General features: G+C 69.8%; 12 protein-coding genes, 3 pseudogenes and 1 other annotated feature. Of the genes and pseudogenes, 9 read left to right on the top strand and 6 right to left on the bottom strand.

Going from position 1 to position 17,171, the window contains the following annotated elements:
* Positions 1–7: 7 nt before the first annotated feature.
* The 7 genes and pseudogenes from DT057_RS02910 (at position 8) to DT057_RS02880 (ending at position 7,138) form a co-directional block, all read left to right on the top strand.
* On the top strand, positions 8–1,609 hold the full coding sequence (locus DT057_RS02910) for an ABC transporter substrate-binding protein (RefSeq protein ID WP_128560624.1): 1,602 nt from the start codon (positions 8–10) through the stop codon (positions 1,607–1,609).
* Complete coding sequence (locus DT057_RS02905; RefSeq protein ID WP_128560623.1) at positions 1,591–2,535, top strand: ABC transporter permease; 945 nt, start codon at positions 1,591–1,593, stop codon at positions 2,533–2,535. Before DT057_RS02910 ends, DT057_RS02905 begins: the two co-directional genes overlap by 19 nt.
* Positions 2,532–3,365 (top strand): ABC transporter permease, encoded by an 834-nt coding sequence (locus DT057_RS02900; protein ID WP_407068129.1) that lies wholly within the window; start codon positions 2,532–2,534, stop codon positions 3,363–3,365. Before DT057_RS02905 ends, DT057_RS02900 begins: the two co-directional genes overlap by 4 nt.
* Positions 3,362–5,014: an ABC transporter ATP-binding protein gene (locus tag DT057_RS02895; RefSeq protein WP_128560622.1), complete on the top strand. Its 1,653-nt coding sequence runs from the start codon at positions 3,362–3,364 to the stop codon at positions 5,012–5,014. Before DT057_RS02900 ends, DT057_RS02895 begins: the two co-directional genes overlap by 4 nt.
* Positions 5,015–5,122: 108 nt before the next feature.
* Positions 5,123–5,956, top strand: a complete 834-nt coding sequence (locus DT057_RS02890; protein WP_203236167.1) for an alpha/beta hydrolase family protein — start codon at positions 5,123–5,125, stop codon at positions 5,954–5,956.
* A gap of 85 nt (positions 5,957–6,041) precedes the next feature.
* Positions 6,042–6,424, top strand: a pseudogene (locus tag DT057_RS02885) (transposase); the annotation flags it as partial.
* Positions 6,323–6,446 (top strand) — a sequence feature (AL1L pseudoknot). It overlaps the preceding pseudogene by 102 nt.
* Before the next feature lie 368 nt (positions 6,447–6,814).
* Entirely contained in the window at positions 6,815–7,138 is a 324-nt protein-coding gene (locus DT057_RS02880; protein WP_128560641.1) for a DUF736 domain-containing protein, read from the top strand.
* 183 nt (positions 7,139–7,321) lie between these two features.
* Here the strand turns inward: DT057_RS02880 and DT057_RS02875 are convergent, their stop codons facing one another.
* The 6 genes from DT057_RS02875 to DT057_RS02850 all read right to left on the bottom strand — a co-directional run bounded on the left by DT057_RS02875 (position 7,322) and on the right by DT057_RS02850 (position 16,229).
* The gene (locus DT057_RS02875) at positions 7,322–8,935 is read right to left on the bottom strand and encodes an ABC transporter substrate-binding protein (RefSeq protein WP_128560620.1); all 1,614 of its coding nucleotides are present in this window, start codon (positions 8,933–8,935) and stop codon (positions 7,322–7,324) included.
* A 144-nt stretch (positions 8,936–9,079) separates the two neighbouring features.
* Complete coding sequence (locus DT057_RS02870) at positions 9,080–10,261, bottom strand: MFS transporter (RefSeq protein ID WP_128560619.1); 1,182 nt, start codon at positions 10,259–10,261, stop codon at positions 9,080–9,082.
* The gene (locus DT057_RS02865; RefSeq protein WP_162501300.1) at positions 10,258–12,282 is read right to left on the bottom strand and encodes a hydantoinase/oxoprolinase family protein; all 2,025 of its coding nucleotides are present in this window, start codon (positions 12,280–12,282) and stop codon (positions 10,258–10,260) included. Before DT057_RS02865 ends, DT057_RS02870 begins: the two co-directional genes overlap by 4 nt.
* Before the next feature lie 11 nt (positions 12,283–12,293).
* A complete protein-coding gene (locus DT057_RS02860) occupies positions 12,294–13,628 on the bottom strand; it encodes an aspartate aminotransferase family protein (RefSeq protein ID WP_128560617.1) in 1,335 nt (444 codons plus the stop codon).
* Entirely contained in the window at positions 13,625–15,568 is a 1,944-nt protein-coding gene (locus DT057_RS02855) for a hydantoinase B/oxoprolinase family protein (RefSeq protein WP_128560616.1), read from the bottom strand. Before DT057_RS02855 ends, DT057_RS02860 begins: the two co-directional genes overlap by 4 nt.
* A complete protein-coding gene (locus DT057_RS02850) occupies positions 15,561–16,229 on the bottom strand; it encodes a GntR family transcriptional regulator (protein WP_128560615.1) in 669 nt (222 codons plus the stop codon). Before DT057_RS02850 ends, DT057_RS02855 begins: the two co-directional genes overlap by 8 nt.
* Positions 16,230–16,611: 382 nt before the next feature.
* On the opposite strand from DT057_RS02850, the pseudogene DT057_RS36420 reads away from it, so the two are divergent.
* Together DT057_RS36420 and DT057_RS36415 are read left to right on the top strand one after the other, a co-directional pair.
* A pseudogene (locus DT057_RS36420) lies at positions 16,612–16,781 on the top strand (IS481 family transposase); the annotation flags it as partial.
* Position 16,782: 1 nt separating this feature from the next.
* Positions 16,783–17,171 (top strand): annotated as a pseudogene (locus DT057_RS36415) (transposase family protein); the annotation flags it as partial.

Here is a 17,171-nt window from a genome sequence, read left to right as displayed (position 1 = left end):
GCATTCCATGCGCAACCGTCTGACGATCGCCTCGGTCCTCGCGAGCGGCGCGCTGGCGGCCTGGTCCGCGGCCGTCGCGGCTCCCCTGCGCATCCAGGTTCCGGCCGACATTCGCTCGCTCGATCCCGGTGTCAACCGCGACAACAACACCGACGGGGTCGTCCTGCACATGGTCGAGGGCCTGGTCGCCTACGGCGAGGACGCAACTCCGAAGCCCCTGCTCGCCGAGCGGGTCGATGTCTCGCCCGACGGCCTGAGCTACACGTTCCGCCTGCGCCGGGGCGTGAAGTTCCACAACGGGGCGGATCTCACCTCCGCCGACGTGCTGTGGAGCTGGAACCGCTACATGGATCCCCGGACCGACTGGCGCTGCCTGTCGGATTTCGACGGGCGCGGCAGCGTCAAGGTCACGAGCGTGACGGCGCCCGACGCGGCCAGCGTGGTGTTCTCGCTGGAGAAGCCGACGGCGCTGTTCCTGACGGCGCTCTCCCGCACCGATTGCGGCATGACGGGCATCCTGCACCGGGATTCCGTGAGGGCCGACGGCAGCTTCGACAGGCCCGTCGGCACCGGGCCGTTCAAGTTCGGCGCCTGGAAGCGGGGCGAGTTCGTCCGGCTCGACCGCTTCGCCGATTATGCCGCCCTGCCCGGCAAGAGGGACGGCTACACGGGGGCGAAGCGCCCGCTGGTCGACGAGGTGCGCTTCCTGGTCGTGCCCGATCCCGCGACGGCGAGGACGGGCGTGATGAGCGGCGCCATCGACATCATGCCCGATCTCGACAGCTCGGCCATGACGGAGCTCAAGGACGACAAGCGCGCGGACCTGTCCGTGATCCCGAACATGGGCCTCGTCGGCCTGATCATGCAGACGCGCGATCCGGTGCTCGGCAACGTCACGCTCCGCCGCGCGGTCGCGGCCGCCATCGACAAGCCGGAGATCGTCGCCGCCGCCACCGAAGGGTTCGGCAAGCCGAACGGCTCCGTCGTGCCGACCCTGTCGAGCTACCACGGCAAGGTGCAGGACGAGGACATCGCCTACGATCCGGCCGCCGCCAGGGCGCTGGTCGCGGCGTCGGGCTACCGGGGCGAGACGATCGTGATGCTCGCCACCAAGCGCTACCCGAGCAGCTTCAACACCGCCGTCGTCTCCCAGCAGATGCTGCGGGCGGTCGGGCTCAAGGTCGAGATCGAGGTGCTCGAATGGGCGACCCAGCTCGATCGCTACGCGAAGGGCACCTACCAGATGCAGGCCTTCCCGTATTCCGGCCGCATGGACCCGTCCCTGTCCTACGAGACCATCGCGGGCCCGAAGGACAGGCAGCCGCGCAAGCTCTGGGACGATCCCGGCGTGCAGGCGCTCGTGGACAGGTCGATGGTCGTCTCCGAGCGGGCCGAGCGCCAGGCGATCTTCGACGCGCTGCACCGGCGCTTCCTCGCCGACGTGCCCATGGTGATGCTCTTCAACGGCATCGCGTCCGGCGCCGCCGGCGCCGAGGTTCGAGGCTACGCGTCCTCGCCGACCGCCCTGCCTCGCCTCTGGGAAGTCTCCAGGGCGCCCGCCCCGCCACCGGCCGATCCGAAGGGACCGACATGCTCCGTTTCGCCCTGACCCGGATCGTGATGGCCGTCCCGACGCTGCTGATCGTGGCGGTCTCGGTGTTCGTGCTGATCCGGCTGATCCCGGGCGACCCGGCCTCGTTGATGCTGGGCGATCTCGCGACGCCGGCGAGCCTCGCCGATCTGCGCACCCGGCTCGGCCTCGACCAGAGCCTGCCGGTCCAGTTCGCGATCTGGTTCGGCAACCTGCTGCGGGGCGATTTCGGCGTCTCCATCAACAGCCAGGAGCCGATCCTGCCGCTGATCGTCTCGCGCTTCTGGATCAGCGCGCAGATCGTGCTCGTCGCCGTCCTGCTGGCGAGCCTCGCGGCCGTGCCGGCCGGCGTCGTCGCCGCCTGGAAGCAGGACGCGTCGCTCGACATCGGCCTCGTGGCGCTGGCCACGCTCCTCCTGTCGATCCCGACCTTCTGGCTCGGGCTGCTCCTGCTCCTGTTCTTCGGCCTGAAGCTCGGCTGGCTGCCGGTGGTGGGCTACGTGTCCATCGGCGACGACCCCTGGCGCGGCGTGCTCTACCTCGTCATGCCGGTCACGACGCTGTTCCTGCACGAGATCGGCGTGCTGCTGCGCATGGCCCGGGCCTCCACGCTCGAGGTCCTGCGCCTCGACTACATCACGCACGCCCGCGCGAAGGGCCTGTCGGAGACGGCGGTGCTCTGGCGCCACGCCTTCAGAAACGCCTTCGGGCCGACCTGGACGCTCATCGGTCTCGTGCTCGGCAACCTGCTCGGCGGCATCGCGGTGGTCGAGACGGTGTTCACCATCCCGGGCCTGGGCCGCCTCCTGGTCGATTCCATCTTCGCCCGCGACTATCCCGTCATCCAGGGATGCCTGCTCTTCGTCGCCCTCACGTACGTGCTGGTGAACCTCGTGATTGATCTCTGCTATCCGATCTTCGATCCGCGGGTGACCGCGCAATGAGGGGCCGCGCCGTGCGGCTGCCGCCGCTCAACGCCCTGATCGGAGGCGTTCTGATCGGCACGCTGCTGGTCGTCGCCGGGGTCGGCGCGCTCTGGACGCCCTACGATCCGCTGCGGCTCTCGTTCCGCTCCAAGCTCGCGGCGCCCTCCGCCGCGTTCTGGCTCGGCACCGACGAGTTCGGCCGCGACGTGCTCTCGCGGCTGATGGCCGGGGCGGCCGCCTCCGTCTGGATCGCCGTCCTGACCGTCACGCTCGCCGTCGTCGTGGGCACGGTGGTCGGCCTGTTCTCCGGCTACATGCGCGGGTGGGTGGACCGGGTCGTCATGGCGTTCAACGACGCGCTGCTCGCCTTCCCGGGCATCCTGCTGGCGCTCGGCCTGCTGGCCGTGGTCGGCGCCAACAAGTACGGCATCATCCTCGCGCTCGGCCTCGCCTACACGCCCTCCGTCGCCCGCATCGTGCGCGGCACGGTGCTGTCGCTGCGCGAGCGGGAATTCATCGCCGCCTCGCGCGTCATGGGGAATTCCGAAGCCTTCACCATGGTCCGCCACATCCTGCCGAACTGCGTCGCGCCCCTCACCGTGCTCGCGACCTCGATGTTCGGCTACGTGCTGCTGGCCGAGAGCGCGCTCTCCTTCCTGGGCCTGGGCGTGCCGCCGCCCGCGCCGACCTGGGGCAACATGCTGGCCGGGTCGCGTCCCTATATCGGCCAGGCGATGTGGCTCGGCATCTTCCCGGGCCTGTGCATCTCGCTGACGCTGCTCGGCATCAACCTGCTCGGCGACGCGGTGCGCGACAAGCTCGATCCGCGCATGAGGGGCACGCGATGAGTCCGACCGCCCCGCTCCTCGAGGTCCGCGACCTGACGCTGGCGATCCGCGCGACCGACCGCACCGTCGTCGCGGGCGTCGGCTTCGCGGTCTCGCCCGGCGAGATCGTCGGCATCGTCGGCGAGTCCGGCTCGGGCAAGACGCTCGCCGCGCGCGCCGTGATGGGCTTCGTGCCCCCGGCCGTCGAGCGTCTCGCGGGATCCATCCTGTTCGACGGCGAGGAGATCACCACCATGGCGCCCAAGCGCCTGCGGGCGGTGCGCGGCGCCAGGGTGGGCATGGTGTTCCAGGAGCCCATGACCTCGCTCAACCCGTCGATGACGATCGGCCGGCAGCTCGAGGAGGGGCTCGCGCTGCATCGCGGTCTCGACGCGGCGGGCCGTCGCGGCCTGATCCTCGAGATGCTGCGCCGCGTCGGCCTCGCGGATCCCGTCGGCGCGCTCGACGCGTTCCCGCACCAGTTCTCGGGCGGCATGCGTCAGCGCATCATGCTGGCCTCCGTGATGCTGCTGAGGCCCGCGCTCCTGCTCGCCGACGAGCCGACGACGGCGCTCGACGCCGTCGTCCAGCGCGACGTGATGGAGCTGATGGTCGACCTGATCAAGGAGAACGGCACGGCCGTGCTCCTGATCTCGCACGATCTCGGCATGGTGGCGCGCTATTGCGGCCGCATCGTCGTGATGTGCCGGGGCGAGGTCGTCGAGCAGGGCCGGAGCGACGAGATCCTTGCCCGCCCGCAACATCCCTACACCCGCAAGCTGCTGGCCGCGATGCCGCTGCGCGGCCCCGTCCGGGCCTTCGCGGAGGGCTCCACGCCGATCGTGGCCGTGCGCGACCTGGTGGTCGATTATCCCGGCCGGCAGCGCTTCTTCGCCCGCAGCGAGCCCAAGCGCGCCTTGCACGGCATCTCGCTCGACGTGAAGGCGGGCGAGGTCGTGGCCGTGGTCGGCGGCTCGGGCTCCGGCAAGACCACGCTCGGGCAGGCGATCGCCGGCCTCGTGGAGCCCGGCGGCGGCGAGATCCTCTTCGAGGGCAAGCCGATCGCCCGCCGCGAGAGCGGCTATCGGGCCTACCGGCTGAACTGCCAGATGGTCTTCCAGGACCCTTACTCCTCGCTCGATCCGCGCATGACGATCGGTCAGCTGGTCGGCGAGCCGCTCCGGCTGGTCAAGGACCTGGACGCGGCCGCCCGGCGCGAGCGCGTGGCGGAGGTGCTCGCCGAAGTCGGCCTGACGGACGGCTTCGCGGAGCGCTACCCGCACGAGCTGTCCGGCGGCCAGCGCCAGCGCGTGGCGATCGCGCGCGCCGTGGTGCGCCGCCCGAGCTTCGTCATCGCCGACGAGCCGGTCTCGGCGCTCGACGTCACGGTGCGGGCCCAGGTGCTCGCACTCTTCCTCGAGCTGCAGAAGAAGCACGGCTTCTCCTGCCTCTTCATCAGCCACGATCTCGGCGTCGTCGAGCAGATCGCCGACCGCGTCGTCGTCATGAACGAGGGCCGGATCGTCGAGCAGGGCCCGCGCGACGTGATCTTCGACGCGCCGAGGCACGCCTACACGCGCAAGCTCCTGTCCGCCGTGCCGGGGCTGGAGAGCACCCGGGACGGCGGCGTCAGGCTGTTCTGGCGCCTCGCACAGGCGACGTCGCCTTAGCCGCCGCCGCGGTCGCGCCAGCCGCCCGCGAACGAGCGGCGATATCCCGAAGGGCCCGCCATGACACCGTCCAGGACCGCCGACACCGAACTCGAACGGCGTGGGAGAATGCTGTTCGATTACGGCTCGACGACGCTTTACGCGAGCCGTTTCGATGCTCGTTTTAGTTGGCTCCTGTACGTTCCGCCGGACATCCACGACGCGGGTCCGGCGCCCGAGCTGATTGTGTCGGTGCACGGCAGCAACCGGACCGCGGCGGATTACCGGGACTTCTTCGCGGAGTTCGCGCGCTGGAACCGCTGCGTCGTGCTGGCGCCGCTGTTCCCGGCGGGTGTGCGGGGCGACGGCGACCGCCACGGCTACAAGTACGTGATCGACGGCGACATCCGCTACGACGCGGTCCTGCTGGGCATGGTGGCGGAGGTGGAGGAGAAGTACGGCCTGTCCTTCCCGCGCTTCGCCCTCTGGGGCTTCTCGGGCGGCGGGCACTTCGCGCACCGCTTCCTGCTGCTGCACCCGGAGCGGCTCTGGGCCGCCTCGATCGGCGCGCCGGGCTCGGTGACGCTGCTCGACCCGGATCGCGACTGGTGGGCCGGCACCCGGGGCATGGCGGCGCTGTTTGGCCGGGAGCCCGACATCCCGGCCCTGCGCGCGGTCGCCGTCCACATGGTGGTCGGGGGGGCCGACCTCGAGACCTGGGAGATCACCCACCGGCCGGGCACGCCGCGCTACGTGGAGGGCGCCAACGCCGCCGGCGCGACCCGGCCCGAGCGGCTCGACAGCCTGCGCCGCTCCTTCGAGGCCGCCGGCATCGCGGTCGCCTTCGACCTCGTCCCGGGCGTCGCCCACACCGCCTCCGTCGTCGTGCGCAAGGCCCAGGACTTCCTCTTCCGAGCCCTCGCCGCAAAACGACAATCCGACGCGAAGACTGCTGACGACTGACGACGCCCGGACCCGAACCGGATGAGCACGGGGCCCGAACCGCCCCGGGTTTCCCGCAGGCTCCGCCTTCTGAGAGGATGGAGCCATGACGAAGCGAACAGCCCCGTTTTCCCCTGAGGTGCGCGAGTGCGCCGTGCGGAGGGTGCGCGACCACGAGGGCGAGCACGGGTCGCAATGGTCGGCGATCCGGTCGATCGCCGCCAGGATCGGCTGCTCGGGCGAGACGCAGACGAGCTGGGTCCGCCGGTCCGAGCGTGATCAGGGCGTGCGTCCCGGCCAGACCACGGACGAGCGCGAGCGGATCACGGCGCGCGAGCGAGTGCTTCGCGAGCGGCGCCAGGCCAACGAGATCCTGCGCAAGGCCGGTGCGTATGTTGCCGTGGCGGAGCGCGACCGCCGGTCGCCGCCATGATCAGCGTCATCGACGAGCCTCGGGAGGTCTACGGGATCGAGCCGATCAGCAGGCTTCGAGGCGGTCGAGGACGCCCCTCTGGCGCGGGTCGACCGGTACAACCACCGTCGCCTCCTCGCCCCGATCGGCACCGTCCCTCCCGCCGAGGCCGAAGCGCGCTATCCTGCTCACGGCGGCGACCAAGCCGTGGCCGCCTGACCCGAGACAAACAGCCTCCGGGAAACCCGGAGCGGTTCGGATCTAGCCGGGGCGCCCGGGCCCACCGCAACGGCGGAGGCCGGATCGTCTTCCCCGCCGCCAAGGCGGATTCCTCGCGGGACAAGAAACCCGTCCCTCGCCGTTCTCCGCTGCGCTCCGGCCTGCACGCAGGTGCGGCGCCGGTCGCCTCCGGCCAACGAACGCCATCGAGGCCGCGGCCGAGAGCAGCCGGACGAGGATCCAGGACCATGGCGACCATCGGCAGCTTCACACAGACCCAGACCGGCTTCTCCGGCGACATCACCACCCTGACGATCCCGAATCGGAAGGTCGCGATCGTGGCGGAGACGGAGCGCAGCGGAGAGCGCGCCCCGACCCACCGCATCTACCGCGGCAAGGCCGAGATCGGCGCCGGCTGGGCCAAGCGGTCGAAGGAGGAGCGGGCCTACATCTCGATCAAGCTCGACGACGCGAGCCTGCCGGCTCCGCTCTACGCGGCCCTGTGCGGCGAGGAGGACGGCAAGACCTACTCGCTGATCTGGACCCGCCCGAACGGCCGCCGCCGGGACTGATCCCCGGCCTCTGCCGCCCCGCCCTCAGGGCGGGGCGAAGCCGCCGCACACCGCGGGAGACGATCCGATCACGGAATTCGCTGATGCCCGCCGTCCACAGGCCGACTTGGTCGCCGTTGCCGACGGCCGCGCCGGACATCCTCCGAGACCTTGTTTAAATTATCAAATCTCCCGATGCATCTTTCACGAAATTGCGACTATCGCGAGATCTATGTACCAACTTTGTGGTTGAACTATGTTTTTGATCTTACTCGATACAACGCGCGGATTGACGTCATGGCATACCCAGATCAACAGGGCGTCGTCGACCGCAAGAGTATGCAACTCCGCCAGCAATCGATCCTGCTCGGTCTTGTCGAAGGCGAGCTGGGCCTTGGCGATGAGGGTGTCGTAGTCCGGGTTTGCGAACTGACCCCAGTTGAAACCGTTCGGAGCCGCGTAGCGGCTGCTGAAGAAGCGGATGAAGGCATTGAACGGATCGAAGGTTCCGGTGCTGGAATTGAGCGCCGCGATCCCCTGGTTTGCCGGAGCTTGAGCTCCCGCCCGCCAGCGGTTCAGCAGCGTTCCCCATTCCATGACGTCGAACTCGACGGTGACGCCGACCGCCGCGAGGTTCTGCTGGATGAACTCGTTCATCGCCAGCGGTTGCATCTGGCCGGAGCCGGAGGTCGAGATCGCAACCTTGAAGCGCAGTGGGCGCGCTGGTCCGTAGCCGGCTGCCGTGAGCAGGCGACGCGCTTCCTCGGGATCGTGCCGGATCTTGAATGTGGGATGGCCGAACCAGGGATGATCCGCCGGGACGCTGCCCTCGGCCGGGATCATCAGGCCGTTGAGCAGCGCCCGCAGCCCCTCGCGGTCGATGGCGAGGTTGACGGCCTTGCGCACCCGCACGTCGGTGAAAGGCGAGCCGGGCAGGTAGCTCGGCATGTAGGCCCAGTAATGCGGGTAGATGTTGGTTAGGACGCGGTGTCCCGCCGCCTTGAGGGCGTCGATCTGGTCGGGAGCCGGCGCCTCGATCCAGTCGACCTGCCCCGACAGGAGCGCCGCCACCCGGGTGGTCGCCTCGGGCATCGGCTGGAGCACTAGCCGGTCGTAGGTTGGCCGGCGGGCGGGATCCCAGTAGGCGGGATTGGCCACGAACTCGGCCCTCTCCCGCGGAACCAGGCGGGTGAGTCTGAACGGTCCAGTCCCCGAAGGCGAGAGGGCGAATTTCTGCCAGTCGCGGCCGACAGCCTCGAACTGGGCCGGGCTGGAGACTAGGAGGAAGGTCAGCTGGTAGGGAAAGAACGCGTCGGGGGTCTTTGTGGTGAGCTGGATCGTCTGCGGATCGAGGACCTTCCAGGACGCGACCGAGCCGAGGCGGCCGCGCACCTGGGCCGCCTGCTTGGGATCGTAGTGAGGCGCCTTGTCGTCGAGGAGCTTGGCGAGGTTCCAGGCGACCGCAGCGGCGTCGAAGGCGGAGCCGTCGTGGAAGGTCACGCCGTGGCGCAGGCGCAGCGTCCAGAGGGTCCGGTCGCCTTCGTCCACGCTCCAGCTCTCGGCGAGGCCGGGCTTGAGCTCGGCGGGCCTGTCCGACCGTGACAGGTCCCACGCGATGAGGGGGTCGTAGAGCGTGTAGCCGGTGAACCGGTAGCCCTCGAAGCCGTTGTCCGGCCCGCCGGTGGTGAGGGGGATGTCCGCCGCCGTCATGGCGACACGAAGGATGCGCTCGCTGGCGGCCGCGCGGGACGGCGCGTCGAGCGTGAGGATGGTACCGGCGCCGGCCAGGAGGGAGCGGCGCGTGAGGGAAGCGGGCATGCGGACGGACTCCTCGGTGGCTCATGGCACCTCGCGCGCGGCGGGACGCTGCACGGGAGGGGACGGTTTGGCGTTCCTCGCGACACGCCCACTGTCGGGGCTTGAGCGGACCAGTTCCGTGTCAGCCCGCCGGTGACGGCTCCGTCAGGCGAGGCGGAGGTCGGGCGCCGGCTCGCGCCAGGCCGACCAGACCAGGAGGGCGGCCGCGGCCTCGACCACCAGGACAAGGGCGACGCAGCCCGGCCAGCCGAGGCGCGCGAAGGCGAAGCCCGGCAGGAACGCGCCCGCCGCACCGCCCGCGTAGTAGAAGCCGAGATAGAGCCCGGCCGCCGCTGAGCGGTGATGGCTGGCGCTGCGGCCTACGAAGGCCGTGGCTGCCGCCTGGCAGACGAACGCCCCGAAGCAGACCAGCACCAGTGCCGGGGCAATCACCCACAGGCTCGGCGCGAGGGCGAGGCCGGCGCCGAGGGCCGAGCCGGCGAGCGACAGCAGAATCGTCCGCCGCGGCCCGAGACGGTCGATCCAGCGTCCGGATAGCGGCAGGATCGCTACGCCGACGAGGTAGGTGCCGAACAGCCAGCTCAGGTCCGCGGCCGACAGCCCGAAGGGCGGCGCCGCGAGATGGTAGTTGACGTAGGTGAAGACCCCGACGAGGCAGAACAGCACCGCGAACCCGACCGTGAAGGCGGACAGCAAGGCCGGGTTACCGAGGTGCCGCGGCATCGCGGCGAGCGCCGTGCCGAAGGGGGTCGTGGCCGGGGCGGCTGTGGAGCGCGGCAGCAGGGCGGCGACGACGAGGGCTGCCAGAAGATTGACCAGGCCGAGGGCCAGGAAGGCGAGGTGCCAGTCGCCCCACTCCGCCGCGACGCCGCCGATGACCCGCCCGAGGAAACCTCCAACGATGTTGGCCGTGACGTACAGGGTCGTCGCCCGGCCGCGCAGGGCGGCCGGCCATTCCTCGCTCGCATAGGCGAGGCAGGCCGCGAAGGCGGCCGGCATGAACAGACCCTGGAGGAAGCGCAGGCCAACGAGGATGTCGAGGTTCGGGGCGAGCGTGCAGGCGAGACTCGGGACGGCGACCAGCACCAGGGCCGCCACGATCGTGGGCTTGCGGCCGAAGGCGTCCGAAACGGCGCCGGCGACCGGCGCCACCAAGGCGACCGCCGCGGCCGTTGCCGTCACCGTCAGGGCGGCGCGGGCGGGACTCACCCCGAAGGCGCGCTGCAAGTCGGGCAGGATTGGCTGGCAGGCATAGAGGTTCAGCATCGCCCCGAACCCGGCGGCGCAAAGCCCGATCTGCCGCCTGAGCAAGAGATCGGCGCTCATGCCGGGTGCCTGCGGATGTCGAGTTCGCCGATGCTGCCGGCCTGCGCCGTCCAGCCCGGCGGCACGTAGGTCGTGGCGGTCATCTCCTCGACGACTGCCGGGCCGGCGAAAGCCTCGCCCACGCGCAGGTTCTCCCGTCGCAAGACCGGGCAGGCTTGCGGCTCGCCACCGACCCAGACGGTGCGGCGGCTCGCGGGCAGGCCGGTTTCCGGGGTCGGCGCGCGCCAGGTCGGGCTCTCTACCGGGATGCGACCGACGGCGCGGACATTGACGAGCAGCAGGCCGCGCTCACGGTCGAGGCGGCCATATTCGCGCTCGAACGCCCCCTCGAAGGCGACGGTGATCGCGGCGACGTCCGCGCCCGGCGCACAGGACACGGTCAGCTCGTGGGCTTGGCCCTCGTAGCGCAAGTCGTACTGGCATTCGAGGGTCAGTCCGGCCGGGTCGACGCCTTGACCGGCGAACTCCTCCCGCATGGCCGGCAGGGCCTCGGCAAAGAAGGATGCCGCCTGGGCCAAGGCCCCGGAGCTCAGAGGCGCCAGGATCGTGAGGGCGCAATCGACGGTGAGGGCCGAACACAGTGCGCCGAAGGCCGAGAAGGTTCCGGGATCCGGCGGTGCCACCACGCGGGGGATGCCGAGGGCCTCCGCCACCAGGCAGGCATGGAGCGGCCCGGCTCCGCCGTAGCACAGGAGCGCGCATTCGGCCGGGTCGTACCCGCGGGCCACCGAGATCTCGTGGACGGCCGCCGCCATCTTGGCGACCGCGAGATCCAAAATCGCCTCGGCCATCGCCTCGGTCAGCAGGCCGGCCGCCTCCGCCAGGGTCCCAACGACGCGCCGGGCCGCCTCCCCGTCGAGGGAGAGCGAGCGGCCGAGTTCCTGGCCGGCGCCCAGCCGTCCCAGGACCGCGTTGGCATCGGTCACGGTCGGACGCTCGCCCCCGTGCCCGTAGCAGGCCGGCCCCGGCCGCGCCCCGGCACTCTCGGGGCCGAGGAGCAGGTCGCCGCCAGCATCGAGAGCCGCGATCGAGCCGCCGCCCGCGCCCACCGTATGGATGTCGAGCTGCGGCAGGCGGATGACGTTGCCGTCGAGGATCGTCTCGCGCTTGAGCGGCAGCGCCCAGTCCGCCACCAAGGCGACATCCGTCGAGGTGCCTCCCATGTCGCAGGCGATGATGCGGGCGATCCCGAGCGCCTCAGCGAGGCGTCGCGTGGCCGCCAGGCCCGCGGCGGGGCCCGACAGGATGGTCCGTACCGGCGTCTTGGTCACCGCCCGGGTGGTGAGGAGGCCGCCATGCGACGCCACCGTGTAGAAGCTCGCCGCCGGATAGCGGGCCGCCACCGCGTCGGTGAGCGACCCGACGTAGCGGGCCATGAGCGGCATGAGCACGGCGTTCAGGGCCGTGACGAAGAAGCGCTCGTACTCGCGCACCTCGTTGAGGATGTCGGTCGAGACGGTCACGAAGGCGACGTGGCGCTCCAGGATCGCCTTGGCCCGGGCCTCATGCGCGGGGTTGCGGTAGGCGTTGAGGAACCCGACCGCGACGGACTCGATCCCTGCCTCGGCGAGCGCCCGCCCGAGCGCGTCGAGGGCCCCCTCGTCGAGGGGTTCGCTCACGGCCCCCGAGGCCTCGATGCGCTCAGCCACCTCGTACCGGTCGCGGCGGCGGATCACCGGCGGCGGCCGGCGGAAATAGGGATCGTAGAGGCTGCCGGGCGTCAGCCGGGTGGTACGGCCGAGCTCGATCACGTCGCGGAAGCCCCGCGTCGCCACCAGGGCCGCCCGCGCGCCGCGGCGCTCCAGCAGCGCGTTGGTGGCGACCGTGGTGCTGTGGACGACCCGGCGGATTTGGCCCGCCGGCGCCTGCGACTTCTCGATCACCGCGAACACCGCCTGGTCCGGCGCTGCCCGGTTCGATGGAACCTTGACGGCGGAGCAGGTCCGCGCCGCGACGTCGTACACGGTCGCGTCGGTGAAGGTGCCACCGACGTCGATGCCGACGAAATATCCGCTCGTCACGGCACGCTCCTTCAGGCCAGTAGGGCACGGCAGCAGTGGTCGATCGCCGCGAAGGTCGCAGCTAGATCGTCGTCCGTGTGCGCGATCGAGACGAAGCGGCGGTTGTTCGGCAGCACGAACAGGCCGTTTCGGATCATCTCCGCTTCGAAGCGGCGCAGCTTGCCGAGGTCGCTGCGCCGGATGTCGCGGTAGTTCGACGGGGCCTCGTCGGCGAACAGGAAGTGCCACATCGGCCCCTCGCCGAACACGACCACGCCCATCCGGTGGCGGTCGAAGATCTCCTGGAGCCCGGCGCGCAGGCGGTCGGCCAGGGCGAAGACGCGGTCGTAGACGCCTTCCTCCGACAGGATGTCGAGCATGGCGAGGCCGGCCGCGCAGCCGAGCGGATGCCCCTGGAGGGTGCCATTCTGGTAGACGTAGCTTGGCCGGCCCTTCTGGGCCGGGTCGGCCTGCTCCATGATGTCGGCCCGGCCCATGACAGCGCCGACAGGCAGGCCGCCGCCAATGATTTTGCCGTAGGTAGCGAGATCAGGGGTAATGTCGAAGTAGTCCTGGGCGCCGCCGAGTCCGTAGCGAAAGCCCGTCACCACTTCATCGAGGATGAGCAGGACGTCGTGGGCCCGGGTCAGCTCGCGCACGGCGTGAAGGAAGCCGGGCTTGGGCGACAGGATGCGCTGGATCGGCTCCATGATCACCGCGGCGATCTCGCGCCCATGCGCCTCCAGAATGGCCTTGAGGCTTTCGATGTCGTTCCACTGCGCCACCAGGGTCAGGTCGGCGACATGGCCAGGTATTCCGGCCGTGTCGGGCACGGCTGTGGGGAACGGCACCTCGCTCCCGGGCGAGGTCGAGACCTGCGCGTAATCGTGCACGCCGTGATAGGCGCCCTCGAACTTGACGATCCGGTCGCGCCCCATGAAGGCGCGGGCCAGCCGAATGGCGTGGAAGGTCGAGTCGGAGCCGGCGGTGGTGAAGCGCATCCGCTCGGCGCAACGCACCAGCGGCTTGAGCCGGCGGCCATAGGCCACCGCGGTCTCGTTGAGATAGGCGAAGAAGTGGGTGCCGCGGCCGGCCTGCTCGGCCACTGCCGCCTGTATCCGTGGATGGGCGTGGCCGAGGAACAGCGAGCCGGATCCCAGCACGTAATCGATGTACTCGTTGCCCGATGTGTCCCAGAACCGGCCGCCGGCACCGTGCGAGACGACGAAGGCGCAGCCATCCGGCAGGGCGTTGCCGCCGAGCACGCCGCCGGGAAAGAGATCCCGCGCGTCGGCGAGCTGGTCGGCCTCGACATTGGTGGGGGCGGCACGGCGGCCGAGGAGGGGGGCGAGCGGGGCGGAGGTCATGGCAGAAGGCCTTCCTGAAGCGGGGTGCGGCGTGTCAGCAGGCGGATCGTCCGCGCGTCGGGCAGAGCCGTGGAGGTGGGGGCGACGCGGATGCGGGCCGTCTTCTCGGCCGAGTCGATGGCAGCGACCCAGAAGCGGCGGCTCGGCCCGGTGACGAAAACGACCTCGACCAGGGATCCCGGCTCGGCGTCGAGTGCGGCGGCCAAAGTCCTGCTCAGGCCGCAGGCATGGGCCGCCAGGTCCGGATCGAGCGCCAGCACCGGGCCGGGGCCGAGCCGACTGTAGGATGCGAGGCCGTCCTGCGTGACGTAGCCGTCGGCGAGATCCTCCGCGATGCGTTCGGGATCCCGTTCGCGGGGATCGCCGAAGCCGCCCCCGCCGGAGCTCTCCATCACCACCACGTCGCCGCTGCGCAGGGGGAAGTTCGCGATCTTGCCCGGGAACCGGCTCGGTTCGACCATCGCGCCGTCGCGGCGCAGGCTGTAGCGGTTGGGGGCTCCAGACAGGCCGCCATTCACGCCGGCCGGCGGCACGATATTGCGGTCGGACAGGACTGAGAGGCGCGCGTCGTCTACCAGGATCTCGACCTCGCGGTGCAGGCCGCAGCCGCCGCGCGAGAGCCCGGCTCCGCCGCTATCCGGCCGGATCTCGTTGCGCAGGACCCGTAGCGGGAAGATCGCCTCGACGATCTCGGCGGACTGGATCGAGACGTTCTCGCCCTCGTTGAAGGCCCGCACCGCCACCGCGCCGTCGCTCTCGGCCGAGGCGCCGGTGCCGCCGGACGGGTACTCGTAGAAGATGAACGAGCGCGAGCCGATATAGGTGTGGTTCGAGGTGCCGCGCACGTCGCCAATCAGCCGGGCCGGCGCGATCTGGCCGAGCGCTCCCATCACGGCGGCGTCGCAGGCGAAGCGCACCTCGTTGAGGCCGCCGCATGGGGCGGGCGGCGTTGCGTTGACGATGGTCCCCTGGGGTGCATGGACCGTGATCGCCCGCAGCGTGCCGGAATTGATCGAGCCTGACGGGTCGAGGAACGACTTGATGACGGTGAGCACCGAGGTCGGCGCGATCGCCGGACCGGCATTCAGCGGTGCGTCGACCTGGGGTGTGGTTCCGGTGAAATCCGCCAGGATCCGGTCGCCCTCGACCGAGAGGGCGACCCGGACGCACAAGGGGTGCGGCGTCGCGGCTGCTCCGTCGAGGTAGCCGGTATGATGCCACGTGCCGTCCGGAAGGGCCGCGATGGCGCGGCGCAGGCGCTGCTCGGCCCCGTCGAGGATGTCCTGCACCGCGCCGTTGACGCGGGGCGCGCCGTACTTGGCGAGCAGACCCCGCAGCCGTCCCTCCGCGACCCGACAGATGCCCAGCACGGTGCGGAAATCGGAGGCGGCCTCGCGGCTCGCGCGCACGTTGTCGAAGACGAGGCGCAGGAGTTCGTCCGCGCCACTCTTGGCGACCCGGACATGGTCCAGTCGCAGGCCCTCCTGCAGGATCTCGGTCGCCGCGCCGTTGAGCGAGCCCGGCGACATGCCGCCGATATCGGCCCAGTGCGAGCGGATGACGATGTGGAAGGCCGGCAGGCCGTTGTGATGCACGGGCCAAATCACCGCCACATCGTTGAGATGGGTGCCGCCCGTATAGGGATCGTTGTGCAGCACGATCTCGTCCGGCCCGATCGTGCCGTGCCGGCGGGTCATTCCCGCCACCGCACCGCTGATCGGGATGATGTGGAACGGATGATCTTCGCCGGACTCGGCAATCAGGTTGCCGGCTCCGTCGGTGAGCACGCAGGAGAAGTCGTAGCCCTCGTAGATGATCGAACTGTAGGACGAGCGCACCATCGCCCGGCGCATCTCGCGCACGATCGATCCGAGGCCTTCGCGCAGGACGGCACTGAAGGAGAGTGCCTCGCGGCGGTCGAGGCGATGCAGATCAGTCATGGAAGCAATCCCGGATGGTGAGCCAGGAGCGCTCGATCAGGGCTTCAGTCACGGCCCGAGCCTGAGTGGCGTCCTTCGCCGCGATGGCATCGACGATCTTGCGGCTGCCCTCGACTGACAGGTCCATCAGGTGGGGGAACGTCCGATAGGCAGCATAGCGGTAGCGTTGCGCCTGCTTGCTCAGGCCGTCGAGGAGGCGGACAAGCGTCGCATTCATGGCCGTCGCGTGGATGGTATCAGTGAAGGCGACATTGGCGAGAAAGTAATCGCGCACCTCTCGCGCCTGCTGCGCTTTGAGCATCTGGTCGTAGATGCGCCCGAGCACTTTGATGCTCTCGGTCGAGCGACGCATCGCGGCCTCAGCGGCGGCGATCCCTTCGAGGGGGATCCGGCAGACATAGACCTCGTCGAGGTCGCGCTGCGAGATTGGCGCGACGTTGAGGCCCTTGGCGCCCTCGCGGGTCAGGAGACCATCGGACTCCATCCTTCTGAGGACGTCACGCACCGGTGAGCGGCTAACGCCGTACTGCTCGGCGATAGTGTCCTCGACAAGCCGCGTTTCAGCGGGAAGGTCGCCGAAGATGACAGCCTGCACGAGACGGTCGCGAAGGTGATCGGCGAGGAGAGGCGCTGAGAGGCGCTCAAAAGGACGGCTGACCATCGTTCTCGTATACGGTGCACGAAGATCTTCGTCAAGGTTTCGTATACGGTGCACGAATGCGCGCTACAGGAGTCGTTAAAAACTCTAAGTTGTAAATCTTCCCGATAAAACACCTTCGGTTTGATGCGATCCGTAGGTGCTCATGACGAAGCGGACAGCCCCGTCCTCGCCAAAGGCGCGCGAGCGCGCCGTTTTAGAGAGTAGCTACGCACCCGCCTGGCGGAACACATGGCGGACACGTCGAGGCGCACCGCATCATCCCTGTTCGGACGCCTAGTTGTTTAGTGGCGGAACGTTGTTGGGATCAGGCACTTTGGGCGATCGAGGAGCATGCCTGGCGGTTCGAGCCAGACCTGCGCTCCTCGGCCAGGAGGGTGCGCTGATGCTCGCGATCCATCCCAATGCCCGCACCACCCCAGCCGTGCGCGCCGAGATCGCCCGCTCTCGCGAACCCTCCGGCGTGCTGGCCAGGCGCTACGGCGTCTCCTCCGAGACCATCCGCAAGTGGCGCAAGCGCGGGCCTGACGACTGCCGGGACCGCTCGGCTCGCCCNCTCACACGCTGCCCTGGAAAGCCAGCGAGGAGGAGCGCGCCATCGTGCGCGCGCTCCGACGCGCCACCGGCTTCCCGCTCGACGATCTCACCTTTATCGTCTGCCACTTCCTGCCACACCTGAACCGGGGACGCCGTCTACCGCATCCTCAAGGCCGAGGACCTCAATCGCCTCCTGCCCGCAAATCAGTCTCGTAAACCACACGGCGAGTTCAAGGAGTACGACATCGGCTTCCTGCACAGGGACGTGAAGCACTTGCCCAAGTTGCGCGACAAGGACGGATCAACCCGCAAGCGCTACTTGTACGTTGCCATCGATCGCGCGTCGCGCTTCGTGCATCTCGCGGTCAAGGACGATGAGACGACGGCTTCAGCTGTCACCTTCCTGGA

Origin of the sequence: Methylobacterium crusticola (genome assembly GCF_003574465.1) — a bacterium.
GTDB lineage: Bacteria > Pseudomonadota > Alphaproteobacteria > Rhizobiales > Beijerinckiaceae > Methylobacterium > Methylobacterium crusticola.
The sequence above is the reverse complement of the archived record's forward strand: the minus strand, read 5'-3'. Positions and strand labels throughout refer to the sequence as shown.

What these genes read in the sequence shown, in the direction of transcription:
- DT057_RS02910 (WP_128560624.1), top strand. Translation starts at nt 8, where the DNA reads ATGCGCAACCGTCTGACGATCGCCTCGGTCCTCGCGAGCGGCGCGCTG.
- DT057_RS02905 (WP_128560623.1), top strand. Translation starts at nt 1,591, where the DNA reads ATGCTCCGTTTCGCCCTGACCCGGATCGTGATGGCCGTCCCGACGCTG.
- DT057_RS02900 (WP_407068129.1), top strand. Translation starts at nt 2,532, where the DNA reads ATGAGGGGCCGCGCCGTGCGGCTGCCGCCGCTCAACGCCCTGATCGGA.
- DT057_RS02895 (WP_128560622.1), top strand. Translation starts at nt 3,362, where the DNA reads ATGAGTCCGACCGCCCCGCTCCTCGAGGTCCGCGACCTGACGCTGGCG.
- DT057_RS02890 (WP_203236167.1), top strand. Translation starts at nt 5,123, where the DNA reads ATGCTGTTCGATTACGGCTCGACGACGCTTTACGCGAGCCGTTTCGAT.
- DT057_RS02880 (WP_128560641.1), top strand. Translation starts at nt 6,815, where the DNA reads ATGGCGACCATCGGCAGCTTCACACAGACCCAGACCGGCTTCTCCGGC.
- DT057_RS02875 (WP_128560620.1), bottom strand. Translation starts at nt 8,935, where the DNA reads ATGCCCGCTTCCCTCACGCGCCGCTCCCTCCTGGCCGGCGCCGGTACC.
- DT057_RS02870 (WP_128560619.1), bottom strand. Translation starts at nt 10,261, where the DNA reads ATGAGCGCCGATCTCTTGCTCAGGCGGCAGATCGGGCTTTGCGCCGCC.
- DT057_RS02860 (WP_128560617.1), bottom strand. Translation starts at nt 13,628, where the DNA reads ATGACCTCCGCCCCGCTCGCCCCCCTCCTCGGCCGCCGTGCCGCCCCC.
- DT057_RS02855 (WP_128560616.1), bottom strand. Translation starts at nt 15,568, where the DNA reads ATGACTGATCTGCATCGCCTCGACCGCCGCGAGGCACTCTCCTTCAGT.
- DT057_RS02850 (WP_128560615.1), bottom strand. Translation starts at nt 16,229, where the DNA reads ATGGTCAGCCGTCCTTTTGAGCGCCTCTCAGCGCCTCTCCTCGCCGAT.